Source organism: Ectopseudomonas chengduensis, from assembly GCF_900102635.1.
Taxonomy (GTDB): domain Bacteria; phylum Pseudomonadota; class Gammaproteobacteria; order Pseudomonadales; family Pseudomonadaceae; genus Aquipseudomonas; species Aquipseudomonas chengduensis.
In genome coordinates this window covers 13,810-28,253 of sequence record NZ_FMZQ01000008.1, presented here as the reverse complement: position 1 = coordinate 28,253, position 14,444 = coordinate 13,810, and the positions used below count along the sequence as shown (strand labels likewise).

Sequence of the window (14,444 nt, the reverse complement as noted above, 5' to 3'; positions counted from 1 at the left end):
AAAGGATTCGGGGGACGCTCTGCGTCCCATGAGACGCGGAGCGTCTCGGCCTGCGTACCCACGCAGAGCGTGGGTACGATCAACTCATGCGTTCACTGCAGTGGGCTGTTGCGCCAGCAGACGTTTGATTTCGGGTACGCAGGAGCCACAACTGGTGCCGCACTTGAGCTCCTGCCTGAGGCCGTCCAGGTCCAGGCCGCGTGCGATGCCGGCGCACACCGCGCCTTCGCTGACGTTCAGGCAGTTGCACAGGGTCTTGCCGCGCGTGTTGGCGGCTGCATTGCCTGGCGGCGCGGAGACCGGGGCGAGCAGCCAGCGACGCAGATCGGCGTCGGCCTGGCCGTCCAGCCACAGGCTCCTGAGCCATTCGCTGGCGGCGGTTTCGCCGGCCAGGCGGATGCTGACGATGCGGCCATCCTCGATGCGCACGCGCTTGCCCACCGCACGGCGCGGGTCGTCGTAGGCCAGCACCGGACCTTCATTTAGGCGCAGCAGGCGGTCGATCTGCGCCAGCAGCTCTGGCTGCGGCGCCACGGCGCTGGCGGCGCGAATCAGCAGAGCGGGGCGCTCGCGGCCGGTGGGGGTGAGGCTGGCGTAGGCGAACTCCTCGAACAGCGGGCGCAGGGCCTCGAAGCGGCTCTGCACCTCTCCCTCGACCAGGGCGAACAGCTGCCAGGGCAGCTCGACCTTGTCCACCTCGACACCAGCATGCTTGAGCTCCGGTTGTTTGGATAACGGATCGAAAGCCGGCTGGGTCAGCACGTTGGTGCCCAAACCCTTGAGGAAGCGATCGCCCCAGTGCATCGGCAGCCAGGCCTGACCGGGGCGCACCGATTCGTCGGTTTGTACCGGCAGGATCAGGCTGCCGCGACGGCTGCGCAGCTTGATCAGATCGCCGTCCTGCAGGCGACGACGACGCAGCTCGTCCGGGTGCAGGCCGAGCACGGCGGCCTCGACATGGCCGAACAGGCGCGCGGCGGTGCCGGTGCGGCTCATGCCGTGCCACTGATCGCGCAGGCGACCGGTATTGAGGGTAAGCGAGTAACGCGCCTCGCGCTTTTCCTTCGGCGCACGGTAGGGGTCGGCATGAAACTGCGCGCGCCCGCTGGCCGTGGGGAAGCGGCCATTGGCATAGAGCCGCGCGGTGCCGTGGCGTGCGCCGGCCGGGAACGGCCATTGCTGGGGACCTTGGTCATCAATCAGCGCGTAGCTCAGCCCCGAGAGGTCGAGGTCGCGCTGGGCGGTCAGGTGCTTGTATTCCTCGAACAGCGCTTCGCTGTCGGCGAAATCGAACAGGCTGGGCAGGCCGGGGCGGAGCAGAGTTTCCAGGCGACGGGCGAAGTCGCAGGTGATCGACCAATCGGGCCGCGCCTCTGCGGGCGCTGGCACGGCGCGGCGCACATGGCTGACGCGGCGCTCGGAGTTGGTCACCGTGCCTTCCTTCTCGCCCCAGCTGGCGGCGGGCAGCAGCAGGTCGGCGTAGCGGCAGGTCTCGGTGGTGAAGAAGGCCTCTTGAACGACAACGAAGGGGCAGGTGGCCAGAGCCTCGTGCACCTTGTTCTGGTTCGGCAGCGACTGCGCCGGGTTGGTGCAGGCGATCCACAGCGCCTTGATGCGGCCGTCGTGCACCGCATCGAACAGCTCGATGGCGGACAGCCCCGGCGTCTCCGGCAGGGCGTCGACGCCCCAGTAGGCGGCGACTTCGGCGCGGTGTTCGGCGTTGCCTGCCTCGCGGTGGCCCGGCAGCAGGTTGCTCAGGCTGCCGGTCTCGCGGCCGCCCATGGCGTTGGGCTGGCCGGTCAGCGAGAAGGGGCCGGCGCCGGGCCTGCCGATCTGTCCGGTGGCCAGGTGCAGGTTGATCAGCGCGCTGTTCTTCGCGCTGCCGGACGAGGACTGATTGAGCCCCATGCACCACAGAGAAAGGAAGGAGGGCGCCTTGCCGATCAGCTCGGCGCAGCGCTGCAGGCTGTCCAGGCTGATGCCGCAGATATCGGCGGTGGCCGCCGGGCTGTAGTCGCGCACCAGGTTCTTCAGCGCCTCGAAGCCTTCGGTATGGGCGTCGATATAGCGGCGGTCGATCCAGCCTTCCCACAGCAGGATATGCAGGATGCCGTGAAACAGCGCCACGTCGGTGCCGGGCAGGATCGCCAGGTGCAGGTCGGCCAGCTCGCAGGTGTCGGTGCGCCGCGGATCGATGACGATGATCTGCATCTCGGGGCGGCGAGCCTTGGCTTCTTCCAGGCGGCGGAACAGCACCGGGTGGGCGTAGGCCATGTTGGAGCCGGCGATCAGCAGGCAGTCGCTTCGCTCGATGTCTTCGTAACTGCAGGGCGGGGCGTCGGCGCCGAGGCTGCGCTTGTAGCCGACCACCGCGCTGGACATGCACAGCCGTGAGTTGGAGTCGATATTGTGGGTGCCGACCAGGGCGCGGGCGAGCTTGTTGAAGGCGTAGTAATCCTCGGTCAGCAACTGGCCGGAGATATAGAAGGCCACGCTGTCCGGGCCGTGCTCGCGGATGGTCTCGGCGAACACCGCCGCGGCGTGGTCCAGGGCGCTGTCCCAGTCCGTGCGGGTGCGGGCCAGGCCTTTGCCCAGGCGCAGCTCGGGGTACAGGGCGCGGGCATCAAGGTCGCCAGTCAGGTGCAGGGTCGAACCCTTGCTGCACAGTTTGCCGAAGTTGGCCGGGTGGCTGGGATCGCCGGCGACGCCGAGAATCTTCTCGCCGTCGTGCTCGATCAGCACGCCGCAGCCCACGCCGCAGTAGCAGCAGGTGGAGGCGGTGACTTGAGTGGGGCTGGCCATGTTCGGAGCTCCTGAGGCGCGGGGACGTTCTGGTGGGAGGGGCTTCAGCCGCGACCGTCGCCGCTGAAGCGCCTCCCACAGGGCTGGCTAGTTGCGTTGCGCGAATGCCAGCAACACGCGGCCGCTCTCCACCTTGGCATGGTGCCGATGGGCGCAGCCCACGTCCGGCGCCACGGCCTCGCCGGACTCCAGCTCGATCTGCCAGTTATGCAGCGGGCAGGCCACGCGCTTGCCGTAGATCAGCCCCTGGGACAGCGGCCCGCCCTTGTGCGGGCAGCGGTCGTCGAGGGCGAATACTTCATCGTTACTGGTGCGGAAGATGGCGATATCGCCTTTCGGCCCGGCGATGATGCGCGAGCCGAGCACGTTGATCTCTTCCAGGGCGCAGATATCCAGCCAGTTCATACGGTGGCCTCCTCGATTTGCACGACCTTGATGGTGTCGAACTCTTTCTTCAGTTGCGGCGTTTCGATGCGCTGCTTCCAGGGATCATGTTCGAACGACAGGGCGTAGTGCAGGCGCGCAGCCAGGGCCTTGCGGTTGGCCTCGTCTTCCAGCACCGCCTTCTTGATGTGCTCCATGCCGACGCGCTGCAGGTAGTGCACGGTGCGCTCGAGGTAGAAGGCCTCCTCGCGGTACAGCTGGAGGAAGGCGGCGTTGTACTCGCGCACTTCCTCGGCGGTCTTGACCTTGACGAAGAACTCGGCCACCTCGGTCTTGATCCCGCCGTTGCCGCCGATATACATCTCGAAACCGGAGTCCACACCAATGATGCCGACGTCCTTGATGCCGGCCTCGGAGCAGTTGCGCGGGCAGCCGGAGACAGCCAGCTTGACCTTGTGCGGCGACCACATGTTGAACAGGTCGTGCTCCAGGTCGATGCCCAGCTGAGTGGAGTTCTGCGTGCCGAAGCGGCAGAACTCGCTGCCGACGCAGGTCTTCACCGTACGGATGGACTTGCCGTAGGCGTGGCCGGAAGGCATGTCCAGATCCTTCCACACCGCCGGCAGGTCGTCTTTCTTGATGCCGAGCAGGTCGATGCGCTGGCCGCCGGTGACCTTGACCATGGGTACGTTGTACTTGTCGGCCACATCGGCGATGCGGCGCAGCTCGGAGGGATTGGTAACGCCGCCCCACATGCGCGGCACCACCGAGTAGGTGCCGTCCTTCTGGATATTGGCGTGGGCGCGTTCGTTGATCAGGCGCGACTGCGGGTCGTCCTTGGCCTCGCCCGGCCAGGTGGAGATCAGGTAATAGTTGAGCGCCGGGCGGCAGGTGGCGCAGCCGTTGGGCGTGCTCCAGTTGAGAAAGGCCATGGTCTGCGCCATGGACGTCAGGTGCTGCTCACGGATGGCCTTGCGAATCTGCCCGTGGTTGAGGTCGCTGCAGCCGCAGATGGCCTTCTCGCTCTTGGGCTTGACATCCGCCGCGCCGCCGACCGTGCTGATCAGGATCTGCTCGACCAGGCCGGCGCAGGAGCCGCAGGAACTGGCAGCCTTGGTGTGTTTCTTGACCTCGTCGACCGAGAACAGCCCGTTCTCCTGGATGGCCTTGACGATGGTGCCCTTGCACACGCCGTTGCAGCCGCAGATTTCCATGCTGTCGGGCATGTTGGCGGTCTTGTCGGCGCCCTGGTGGCCGACGTCGCCGATGGCGCCTTCGCCGAACATCAGGTGGTCGCGGATCTCGCTGACGTTGTGATTCTCACGAATCTGGCGGAAGTACCAGCCGCCGTCGGCGGTGTCGCCGTACAGGCAGGCGCCGACCAGCACGTCGTCCTTGATCACCAGCTTCTTGTACACGCCGCCAATGGGGTCCGACAGCGTTATCGTTTCCGTTCCCTCGCCGCCCATAAATTCACCGGCGGAGAACAGGTCGATGCCGGTGACCTTGAGCTTGGTCGAGGTTACCGAGCCCTGATAGCGGGAGAAACCGAGCTGGGCCAGGTGGTTGGCGCAGACCTTGGCCTGCTCGAACAGCGGCGCCACCAGGCCGTAGGCGATGCCGCGGTGGCTGGCGCACTCGCCGATGGCGTAGATGCGCGGGTCATAGGTCTGCATGGTGTCGTTGACCAGGATGCCGCGGTTGCAGGCGATGCCGGCGCTCTCGGCCAGTTCGCTGTTGGGGCGGATGCCGGCGGCCATCACCACCAGGTCGGCGGGAATCACCTCGCCGTCCTTGAATTTCACCGCGCAGACGCGGCCTTCGCCGTTGTCCAGCAGCTCGGCGGTGTGCTTGGGCAGAAGGAACTTCAGGCCGCGGTCTTCCAGGGATTTCTGCAGCAAACGGCCTGCGGTGCTATCGAGCTGGCGTTCCAGCAGCCAGTCGCCGATATGCACCACAGTGACGTCCATGCCGCGCAGCTTGAGGCCGTTGGCCGCTTCCAGGCCGAGCAGGCCGCCGCCGATGACCACCGCGTGCTTATGAGTCTTGGCGGTGTCCATCATCATCTGAGTGTCGGCAATGTCGCGATAGCCGATCACGCCCTGCAGGTCCTTGCCCGGAATCGGCAGGATGAAGGGGTTGGAGCCGGTGGCGATAAGCAGGCGGTCGTACTCGGCCTCGCTGCCATCGTCGGCAATCACCAGGCGCTTCTTGCGGTCGATCTTGATCACCTTGCGCCCGAGCAGCAGCTTGATGTCGTTTTCCGCGTACCAGTTGAGATCGTTGAGCACGATCTCCTCGAAGGTCTGTTCGCCGGCCAGTACCGGGGAGAGCAGGATGCGGTTGTAGTTGGGGTGCGGCTCGGCGCCGAACACGGTGATGTCGTAGAGATCGGGGGCGAGCTTGAGCAGCTCCTCGAGGGTGCGTACACCCGCCATGCCGTTGCCGATCATCACCAGCTTGAGTTTTTGCATGCCGGCCATCTCCTGAAGAAAAATCACGGTCGAAAAAATTGTCGGGAGCAATTTTTAACGTCGCTCCGCGACGGCTCGAAGAGTGGCCGCCAGGGATGGCAGGCCATAAAAAACAAAAAAGGCGTCCCGCTAGTCACCTAGCGAGGACGCCTTTGTCCAGGTCCCGTTCTATCGGGAAGTGCAGCCTTCGTCGTTGAAGGTCGCGCTTTATGTGGTTTGTGGTAGTTGTGAATGCAGCCCTTGTGCCAACTCGATCAGGTCACGGTTTTTCAGGCTTTTCAGTCACTTGGCTGGCGCTGTAGGTTGGGTTTATGCACCGTTGAGAGGCGTTTTGCGCTGCTTTGGTGCGGGGTGGGCTATTTGAGCAGCAGGAACGCCAGCAGCAGGTTGAGCAGCAGCGACACCAACGCCACGCTGCGCCACACCAGTAGCGGCTCGCGCTCCAGCAGCGGTCGTGGGCGGTTGTTCAGGGATTGGCGCTCGCCACTTTCCAGGGCCAGCAGCCACTCCTCGGCGGTCTCGAAGCGCTGCGCTGGGGCGGCGGCTACCGCGCGGCTCAACACCTCATCGAGCCAGGCAGGCAAGTCCGGGCGGTAGCGGCTGGCCGGCACCGGCTGACCGAAGCGCGGGTGCTGGAAGGCTTCGACTTCGCCATGGGGATAGTGTCCGGTAAGCAGGTGATAGAGCGTCACGCCCGCGGCGTAGAGGTCCTGCTGCGCACTGGGCAGGCTGCCGGCGAAGGCTTCGGGGGCAATATAGCTGGGCGTGCCGGGCAGGCTGTGGGCCTCGTCGCGGGTCAGGCCCGGGCAGTAGGCCAGGCCGAAGTCGAGCACGCGCAGTTCGCCGTCGTCGCCGAGCAGCAGGTTCTCGGGCTTGATGTCGCGGTGGATGATATTGCGCCTGTGCAACAGGCCGAGGGCCTTGATCAGGCGCGGCGCCAGGTCCTGCCAGTCGGCCAGGCTCAGCGGGCCGTGCTGGCGTAGGCGCGCGGCCAGGGTCTGGCCGGCATATTCGCGCTGCACGTAATACAGATGCTGGCGCTGCGGCAGAGCATGCAGCTCGGGAAAGTGGCGACCGGCGACGCGGCGCAGGAACCATTCCTCCTGCAGCAGCGCCGGGCCGGCCTGCTCCTCGCCGGCGCGGCTGGGCGGCATGGTCTTGAGCAGCCAGGGCAGGTTGTCAGCATCGCGCACCCGGTAGATCAGCGACTGGCGCGATTCGCCGAGCAGGCCTTCGACCTGCCAGCCCTCGAACTCCTGGCCTTCACGCAGGCGCGGCGGCAGAGGCCAATGTTCGAGCTGGGCCAGGGTGTCGGCCAGCGCGGCTTCTGGGAGCTGCTCGATGTGCACCAGCAAGGCGCTGGCGTTGTCCTGGCTACCGGCGTGGTGCGCCTCGTCGACCAGTGCCTGGCAGATCGCTTCGGCGTCATCGTCTCGTTGCAGCAACTCGCCGATGCGTTTGTCGTTGAGGCAGGCCCAGACGCCGTCGCTGACCAGCAGGAAACGGTCACCGGCCTGCAGCTCGCCGTCGCGGTAGTCCACCACCAGGTGTTGATCCAGGCCCATGGCGCGCTTGAGCACGTGCTGCATGCCCGGCTGTTCCCACACATGGTCCTCGGTCAGGCGCAGCAGCTGGCCGTCGCGCCACAGGTAGGCGCGGCTGTCGCCGATGTGCGCCAGGGTGTAGCGCCGCCCGCGCAGCACCAGGGCGGTGAGGGTGGTCAGCAGCGGCTGGCCGCCGCCGTTGGCCTGTAGCCAGCGGTTATGCGCAATGAGCAGGCGGTCCAGGCTGTGCTGCACCGGCCAGGTTTCCGGGGTGGAGTAGTAATCCAGTGCCAGCGCCTGCAGGGTCGCGCGTGCGGCCAGGCCGCCGTCGGCGCACTGGCTGACGCCATCGGCCAGACCGAGCAGGTAGCCCTTGCTGGCGGCCAGGGCCGGCGCCGGGGTGACCACACGCAGGGCGTCCTGATTCTCGCTGCGCGGGCCGATGGCGCTGGTTTCGCCGATGCTCAGTTGCAGGGCCATGATGCGGTTTCCGTAGATCTTTGGACCGTAGGGTGCGCCGTGCGTACCAGGCTCGACGCAAATCGCTGGTGCACGCGGCGCGCCCTACGGAGTGTGGCCGGTCGTTGAGAACTCGCTCACACCCGTGCGGCGGTCACCGCGGCGCTACCCCAGGTGGTGCGCCAGCGCTGCTTGACCCCATGCAGGCCGACCCAGGCCAGCACGCCGAGGCTGGCGAACAGCCAGAGGCCCAGTTGGTAGTCGCCGGTGTGCTGCTTGATGGTGCCCAGGCCTGCCGCGAGGAAGAAACCACCGATGCCGCCGGCCATGCCGATCAACCCGGTCATCACGCCGATTTCCCTGCGAAAACGCTGCGGTACCAGCTGGAACACCGCGCCATTGCCAGCACCAAGGCCGAGCATGGCGGCGACGAAAAAGGCCAGGGCGGCGTTCGCGCTGGGCAGGTTGAAGCCCACTACGGCAATGCACAGCGAGGCGATGGTATACATCATCAGCAGTGTACGAATGCCGCCGATGCGGTCGGCCAGAGCGCCGCCCAGCGGGCGCAGCAGGCTGCCGGCGCAGACGCAGGCGGCGGTGTAGTAACCGGCGGTCACCGGGTTCAGCCCGTACTGGTCGCTGAAGTAGCCGGGCAGGGCGCTGGCCAGGCCGATGAAGCCGCCGAAGGTGACGCTGTAGAAGAACATGAACCACCAGCTGTCGCGATCGCCGAGGGCCTTGAGGTAGTCGCCGAAGGCCTTGGGCTTGGGCCGCTCCGGCGCATTCTTGGCCACCAGGGCGAAGATCACCAGGGTCGCCAGCAGCGGGATCAGCGCCCAGCCGAACACGTTCTGCCAGCCGGACAGCGCGGCCAGGCCGGGGGCGAACAGCGCTGCCAGCACGGTGCCGGAGTTACCGGCGCCGGCGATGCCCATGGCCTTGCCCTGGTGCTGCGGCGGGTACCACTGCGAGGCCAGCGGCAGGGCCACGGCGAACGCCGCGCCGGCGAAGCCGAGGAACAGGCCGAGCAGCAGCGCCTGCTCGTAGCTGCCGATGCCGATCTGCCAGGCGCAGAACAGCGCGACTATCACCACCACCTGGCCGAGCAGGCCGGCGGTCTTCGGCGACAGACGGTCGGCGAGAAAGCCCATCAGCAGACGCAGCACGGCGCCGGCGAGAATCGGCGTGGCCACCATCAGGCCGCGTTGCTGGGCGTTGAGGTCGAGGTCGGTAGCGATCTGCACCGCCAGTGGGCCGAGCAGGTACCAGACCATGAAGCTCAGGTCGAAATAGAGGAAGGCGGCAAACAGTGTGGGGGCGTGGCCGGCTTTCCAGAAACTTGTATTCATCTATCACCTCATCAGCGAGAAGGAGCCCGGCCAGGCGCGGCGAACCGTGGTCGTGGACACGGCGGCCGTGCCTGCCGGGAAGGCCGTGCACTTGTGGTGCAGAGCCCTGCGGCCGAAGCCACAGCAGGTTTGAGCGATTGCGGTGCAGGCTCGGATCGCGATGCCTGCGCCGGCCCCGGTCACTGGGGCGAACACGAAAAAAAACGCCGCTTCACCACAGGCCATGAAGGCGAGGTGAGGCGACGTCTTTGTCGTGAGGGAGGTGGCCGCCGTTGGCTACCTGGTGCGAGGGAATAAGCAAGAGCCGAGCCAACCGAACAGAGGCCCTGGGGTCAGGCGCTACGCACCTTCAATACGCGCAGTACTGCCGTAAAACGAGGCGTTTGCGCCGTCTATGCCCCCGAATGGGGCGATCGCTGCGTACTGAGAGTGGCTTGAGACTGGACGCTGGAAAGTTGGGTAACGCTGGTTGCGTGAGTGGGTAGCGGCGCGGTCAGCAGGGCGAGCGCCAGCAGATTGCTGAGCAGCCCCGCCTGACGGGCACGGCGGTAGGTGTCGGTCATCCTCGATCCCCCCTTTTTTCTGTTCTGACCTAGGCGTAGCAGACGAATGACGATGTGTCACGTTATTAGCAGCAATAACTGTGCAAGTTTGCAGACGCCTGTTCGCCCTGGGCCCTGAAGCAGTGGAATCGCTGAGTCAGTCGAGCCGATTGACCTTGGGGAACTTGGCGCTGAAGGATTCCGGCATTGGCACCACCTTCGACTGCAGATAATCGAAGAACACGAAGCCGGACTTGGCCATGGCCACCAGCGTGCCGTCAGCCGGACGGGTGATGCGGAAGGTGATGTCACCGCCATATCGGTTGAAATCCATCACCCCGACCTCGAACAGCAGCTGGTCACGGGCATGGGCCTCGGCCCTGTAGGTGGTGGCCAGGTCGGTGACGATGATTCCAGTGCCTTTGCCGTCGGTTTCGCGGATGCCGAACTCGAAGAGGAAACGGGCACGTGCCTCGGAAATCATCGAGATCATCGAGTCATTGCCCAGATGGTTGGCGCCGTTGATGTCGGTAACGCGCACGGTCAGGTGAGTGCTGTAGCAGTACTGGTCTTCGGGAAAATCGAGGGTCAGGCGTGCCATGGTCGAGCCTTCGTCTAGGAGGGCGGCGATTGTAAACCGCCGCGTTCCTCAGCGGTGCAGGCTGTTGAGGTGATAGAACGTGACGCGACCACCTTCGCTATCCGCTCCGGAATTGTCCTGGATATAGGCGCCCGCCTTGAAGTACAGGTACTGCTTGCTCCAGCTGCTGCTCAACTGGCGGTAGAGCGAGCCATTGTCGCCATCGGTGCTGGCCACGCTGATGCCGATGCGTCCGCTGGGCGTGACGCGCAGGTCGTAGCCGAAGCGCTCGCCAAGCTGAATGTTCTCGGCCAGCAGGATGTTTTGCACGTCGCTGTCGCCTGGGCGAGCGCGCAGCAGCAGCTCCACCCGGCCAACGCCACGTCGATAGTGATATTGCAGCTTGAGCAGCGGGTCGTTTTGGCTGCCCGGCACGTCGGTACTGTGGATCTGGCCGATCACCACCTTGTTGCGGCTGGGCACCTGGTCAACCTGCAGCACGGCGCTGAGATAGCTGTCCGAACTGGCGTGGAGCCAGTTGTCGAGTCTGCCGTCGTGCTGGGTTTCGCGTAGCTCGCTGCGTGGATAGCGGGCATCGGCGGTGGTCGAGCCGGTGACCGGCACCCAGAAGGTCACGCTGCCGTCGGCATTGCGCCGAAAGTAACGGCTTGTATAGCCGTTATTCAGCCGTTCGGTGGTGATGGTGGTCGGCGCTGGTTCGGTGGGAATCGACAGATTCCAGGTGGTGAGGTCGAGCACGGGGTTCTCTGCTTGTCGGTTGAGGGCCCTTGTTCGTCCCTGCAAAGGGCCAGAGGTTCCGCCGCCCCAGCCCTTGAGCCAGAGCGGTTTTGACCCTCAGGCGGCCGGGCGCTGCTGGCGCTGGTAGAGAAACTCCAGCACGGCGGTACGGTAGGCGTGGTACTGCGAGTCATTGGCCAGCGCCAGGCGGTCGCGCGGGCGCGGCAGGTCGACGGCGAGGATTTCGCCGACGGTGGCGGCCGGGCCGTTGGTCATCATCACGATGCGATCGGACAGGAGCACGGCCTCGTCGACGTCATGGGTGACCATCACCACGGTGCTCTGGGTCTGCCCGACGATGCGCAGCAGCTCGTCCTGCAGATGTGCACGGGTCAGGGCATCGAGGGCGCCGAACGGCTCGTCCATCAGCAGCACCTTGGGCTCCATGGCCAGGGCACGGGCGATGCCGACGCGCTGCTTCATGCCGCCAGAGATCTCATTGGGATGCTTGTGCATGGCATGGCTGAGGCCGACCATGTTCAGCGCCTGCTCGGTGCGGGCCTTGAGCTGGGCCTTGCTTTCGCGCGCGCCGAAGACCTTTTCCACGGCCAGGTGGACGTTGCCGAAGCAGGTCATCCAGGGCAGTAGGCTGTGGTTCTGGAACACCACGGCGCGTTCGGGGCCGGGGCCGTCGATCTCGCGGCCATTGCAGATCAGCCCGCCTTCGTTGGCGTCGAGCAGGCCGGCGATCAGGTTGAGCACGGTGGATTTGCCGCAGCCGGAGTGGCCGATCAGTGCGACGAACTCGCCGCGGGCGATGCTCAGGTTGACGTCGGCCAGTGCCTGGAAGCGGCCTTTCTTGGTGTCGAAGTGCTTGCTGACAGCGGTCAGCTCCACGAATTTGTCCATCGGAGTTCTCCCGTTCTGGCGCTGTGCCCCGAATTTAATCAGTGACACTTTTATTTAAAACAAAGACTTGGCGTCTACTATTGAACTGATTTGTAAGCTTGCGTAGCCCGGGTGCAATCCGGGGAAACGGAGATCGCGTTCCCGGATTGCATCTGGGCTACGAGTTGGCCGAACGCGCCTCTTCAGCTCGCGTAGTCAAAGCGTTTGGCGATCAACAGCAGCATCTGCTCCAGTGCCAGGCCGACCAGGCCGACGATGATGATGGCGATGAGAATGTGCTCGACGTTGAGGTTGTTCCATTCGTCCCACACCCAGAAGCCCAGACCAATGCCGCCGGTGAGCATCTCCGCGGCGACGATCACCAGCCAGGCCACGCCGATGGCCAGGCGGATGCCGGTCATCAGGTGCGGCAGCACGGCAGGAAACAGAATGCGCGTCAGCACCTTGAACTCCGACAGCTTGAGCACGCGGGCCACGTTCAGGTAGTCCTGCGGCACGCTGGCCACGCCGGCTGCGGTGTTGAGGATGATCGGCCAGATCGAGCTGATGAAAATGACCCAGATCGACGCCGGGCCGGCCGCCTCGAACACCAGCAGGCCGATCGGCAGCCAGGCTAGCGGCGAGACCGGCCGCAGCAAGCTGATGATCGGTGCCAGCATCCCCGCGAGAAAGGCGAAGCGGCCGATGGCGAACCCCAGGGGAATGCCCACCAGCGCCGCCAGGCCGAAGCCGACCCCGACGCGGCCGAGCGAGTTGAGGATGTTCCAGCCGATGCCCATGTCATTGGGGCCGTTGTCGTAGAAAGGATCAGCGAACAGCACCAGCGCGGCTTGCCAGGTGCTCAAGGGGCCGGGCAGGCCCTCGCTGTATTGCGCCAGCAACGACCAGAAGCCGATGAAGGCGATGATGCCCAGCAGCGGGGCGATGCCGGTCTTGAGCAGGCTGCCCAGTGCGGCGGCGCTGGGCAGCAAGGCCTGCGCAGAGAGGCGCGGCTTGGCGATTGGCGGCAGTGGTGTTTTCAGGGGCGCATTCATGCTCACCTCCGGTCAGGCTTTGATGGCGAAGGAGTCGGCGTAGGCGGCTGGATTGCTGCCGTCCCAGACCACGCCGTCGATCAATGTGCTGCTGCGCAGCGGGCTGCTCGGCACCGCCAGCTTGAGGGCCCCGGCAGCCTCGGCGTAGAGCGCGGTCTGGTTGACCTGTGCGGCCACGGCCGCGTAATCCGGTGCATCCTTGAGCAGGCCCCAGCGCTTGAATTGGGTGAGGAACCACATGCCGTCGGAGTGATAGGGGAAGTTGACGCTGCCGTCCTTGCAGAAGGCCATGGCATGTTCGTCCTTCCAACTGTTGCCGAGGCCGTCCTCGTACTGGGCGAGAAAGCGCGGCTCGATCACCTGCACCGGCGCGTTGACGTAGGCCTTGCCGGAAATCAGCTTGGCGGTGCTCTTGCGGTTCTCCTCGCTGGCCTCGATGAAGCGGCTGGCATCGAGAATCGCCATGATTAGCGCGCGGGCGGCATTGGGATACTGCTCGATAAAGGCGCGGGTGGTGCCAAGCACCTTCTCCGGGTGATCCGGCCAGATCTGCTGGGTGGTGGTGGCGGTGAAGCCGATCTTGTCGAAGATAGCCCGCGCGCCCCAGGGCTCGCCGACGCAGAAGCCGTCCATGTTGCCGACGCGCATGTTCGCCACCATCTGCGGCGGCGGCACGACGATGGTCTTCACATCGCTCATCGGGTTGATGCCGACACTGGCCAGCCAGTAATACAGCCACATGGCGTGGGTGCCGGTGGGAAAGGTCTGGGCGAAGGTCAGCGGATTGCCGCCTTTTTTCACGTGTTCGGCCAGTTGCGCACCGTTGGTCACACCGGCCTCACGCAGTTGCTTGGACAGGGTGATGGCCTGGCCATTCTGGTTCAGCCCCATCAGCACTGCCATGTCCCGTTGCGGCCCCGCCAGGCCGAGCTGAGCGCCGTACATCATGCCGTAGAGCACATGGGCAGCATCCAGTTCGCCAGTATTGAGCTTGTCGCGCACGCCGGCCCAGGAGGCTTCCTTGCTCGGATTGATGGTCAGGCCGTATTTCTCGCCGAAACCCTGGGTGGCGGCGACCACCACCGAAGCGCAATCGGTCAGGGGAATGAAGCCGACGGTTAGCGCGGCTTTTTCCGGCGCGTCGGAGCCGGCCGCCCAGGCTGCACTGCGCAGCGAAGCCGGCGCCGACAGGCCAAGTGCGGCGATGCCGCTCACGGCGCCGGCCAGGGCGATTGATTGCTTGAGGAAGTTACGGCGGCTGGTGGCCAGGGACTTGTTCGAATCACGATCGGTCATGGGTCTAATCCTTGTCAGGCGCATAAACAAAAAACGGCGTACGCCAGGCCACCTCAATGAGAGGAAGGTGACCTGACGGACGCCGTTGTCCGTGATCCTCGGCCCGCCGCCGTTGGCGTGCTACGCAGGATGATTGACAAGGACTTAGCAAGGGGCTTGCCAGCTTTCGTGCACAGCGGCCGAGCAGCGGCATGTGGTACCTGACCGGTAGGGGCTGGGTGCCGGCTTTCCAGAGGCTAGCTGTTTAGGATCAATAAGTTGCAGCTGTGTTTTGAGGGGGGGTTGAAGTGTGTGGAGCGAGCGCAGGCTTGGCTCACCCCGCATGCTTCTGAG

At 65.3% G+C, this 14,444-nt stretch carries 10 protein-coding genes; all 10 read right to left on the bottom strand.

Annotation, left to right across the window (positions count from 1 at the left end; translation table 11 throughout):
- Positions 1–84: 84 nt before the first annotated feature.
- The gene (locus BLS08_RS13900) at positions 85–2,802 is read right to left on the bottom strand and encodes a nitrate reductase (protein ID WP_017676821.1); all 2,718 of its coding nucleotides are present in this window, start codon (positions 2,800–2,802) and stop codon (positions 85–87) included.
- Positions 2,803–2,889: 87 nt separating this feature from the next.
- A complete protein-coding gene (nirD, locus tag BLS08_RS13895) occupies positions 2,890–3,207 on the bottom strand; it encodes a nitrite reductase small subunit NirD (protein WP_003460074.1) in 318 nt (105 codons plus the stop codon).
- The gene (gene nirB / locus BLS08_RS13890) at positions 3,204–5,660 is read right to left on the bottom strand and encodes a nitrite reductase large subunit NirB (protein ID WP_026088558.1); all 2,457 of its coding nucleotides are present in this window, start codon (positions 5,658–5,660) and stop codon (positions 3,204–3,206) included. Before nirB ends, nirD begins: the two co-directional genes overlap by 4 nt.
- A gap of 356 nt (positions 5,661–6,016) precedes the next feature.
- On the bottom strand, positions 6,017–7,684 hold the full coding sequence (locus BLS08_RS13885; protein WP_017676823.1) for a bifunctional protein-serine/threonine kinase/phosphatase: 1,668 nt from the start codon (positions 7,682–7,684) through the stop codon (positions 6,017–6,019).
- A 116-nt stretch (positions 7,685–7,800) separates the two neighbouring features.
- Positions 7,801–9,012: a nitrate/nitrite transporter gene (locus BLS08_RS13880; RefSeq protein WP_017676824.1), complete on the bottom strand. Its 1,212-nt coding sequence runs from the start codon at positions 9,010–9,012 to the stop codon at positions 7,801–7,803.
- Between the two features lie 699 nt (positions 9,013–9,711).
- Positions 9,712–10,155, bottom strand: coding sequence for a thioesterase family protein (locus BLS08_RS13875; protein WP_017676825.1), 444 nt, complete (start codon positions 10,153–10,155; stop codon positions 9,712–9,714).
- A gap of 48 nt (positions 10,156–10,203) precedes the next feature.
- On the bottom strand, positions 10,204–10,893 hold the full coding sequence (locus BLS08_RS13870) for a polysaccharide lyase family 7 protein (protein ID WP_017676826.1): 690 nt from the start codon (positions 10,891–10,893) through the stop codon (positions 10,204–10,206).
- A gap of 96 nt (positions 10,894–10,989) precedes the next feature.
- Positions 10,990–11,781 carry an ABC transporter ATP-binding protein gene (locus tag BLS08_RS13865; RefSeq protein WP_017676827.1) on the bottom strand — a complete coding sequence of 264 codons (792 nt, stop codon included), beginning with the start codon at positions 11,779–11,781 and terminating at the stop codon, positions 10,990–10,992.
- A 182-nt stretch (positions 11,782–11,963) separates the two neighbouring features.
- On the bottom strand, positions 11,964–12,815 hold the full coding sequence (gene ntrB, locus BLS08_RS13860) for a nitrate ABC transporter permease (RefSeq protein WP_017676828.1): 852 nt from the start codon (positions 12,813–12,815) through the stop codon (positions 11,964–11,966).
- A gap of 12 nt (positions 12,816–12,827) precedes the next feature.
- Entirely contained in the window at positions 12,828–14,111 is a 1,284-nt protein-coding gene (locus tag BLS08_RS13855) for a CmpA/NrtA family ABC transporter substrate-binding protein (protein ID WP_017676829.1), read from the bottom strand.
- Positions 14,112–14,444: the final 333 nt, after the last annotated feature.

Coding starts and splice junctions, on each gene's coding strand:
- BLS08_RS13900 (WP_017676821.1), bottom strand. CDS start 2,802: ATGGCCAGCCCCACTCAAGTCACCGCCTCCACCTGCTGCTACTGCGGC.
- nirD (WP_003460074.1), bottom strand. CDS start 3,207: ATGAACTGGCTGGATATCTGCGCCCTGGAAGAGATCAACGTGCTCGGC.
- nirB (WP_026088558.1), bottom strand. CDS start 5,660: ATGCAAAAACTCAAGCTGGTGATGATCGGCAACGGCATGGCGGGTGTA.
- BLS08_RS13885 (WP_017676823.1), bottom strand. CDS start 7,684: ATGGCCCTGCAACTGAGCATCGGCGAAACCAGCGCCATCGGCCCGCGC.
- BLS08_RS13880 (WP_017676824.1), bottom strand. CDS start 9,012: ATGAATACAAGTTTCTGGAAAGCCGGCCACGCCCCCACACTGTTTGCC.
- BLS08_RS13875 (WP_017676825.1), bottom strand. CDS start 10,155: ATGGCACGCCTGACCCTCGATTTTCCCGAAGACCAGTACTGCTACAGC.
- BLS08_RS13865 (WP_017676827.1), bottom strand. CDS start 11,781: ATGGACAAATTCGTGGAGCTGACCGCTGTCAGCAAGCACTTCGACACC.
- ntrB (WP_017676828.1), bottom strand. CDS start 12,815: ATGAATGCGCCCCTGAAAACACCACTGCCGCCAATCGCCAAGCCGCGC.
- BLS08_RS13855 (WP_017676829.1), bottom strand. CDS start 14,111: ATGACCGATCGTGATTCGAACAAGTCCCTGGCCACCAGCCGCCGTAAC.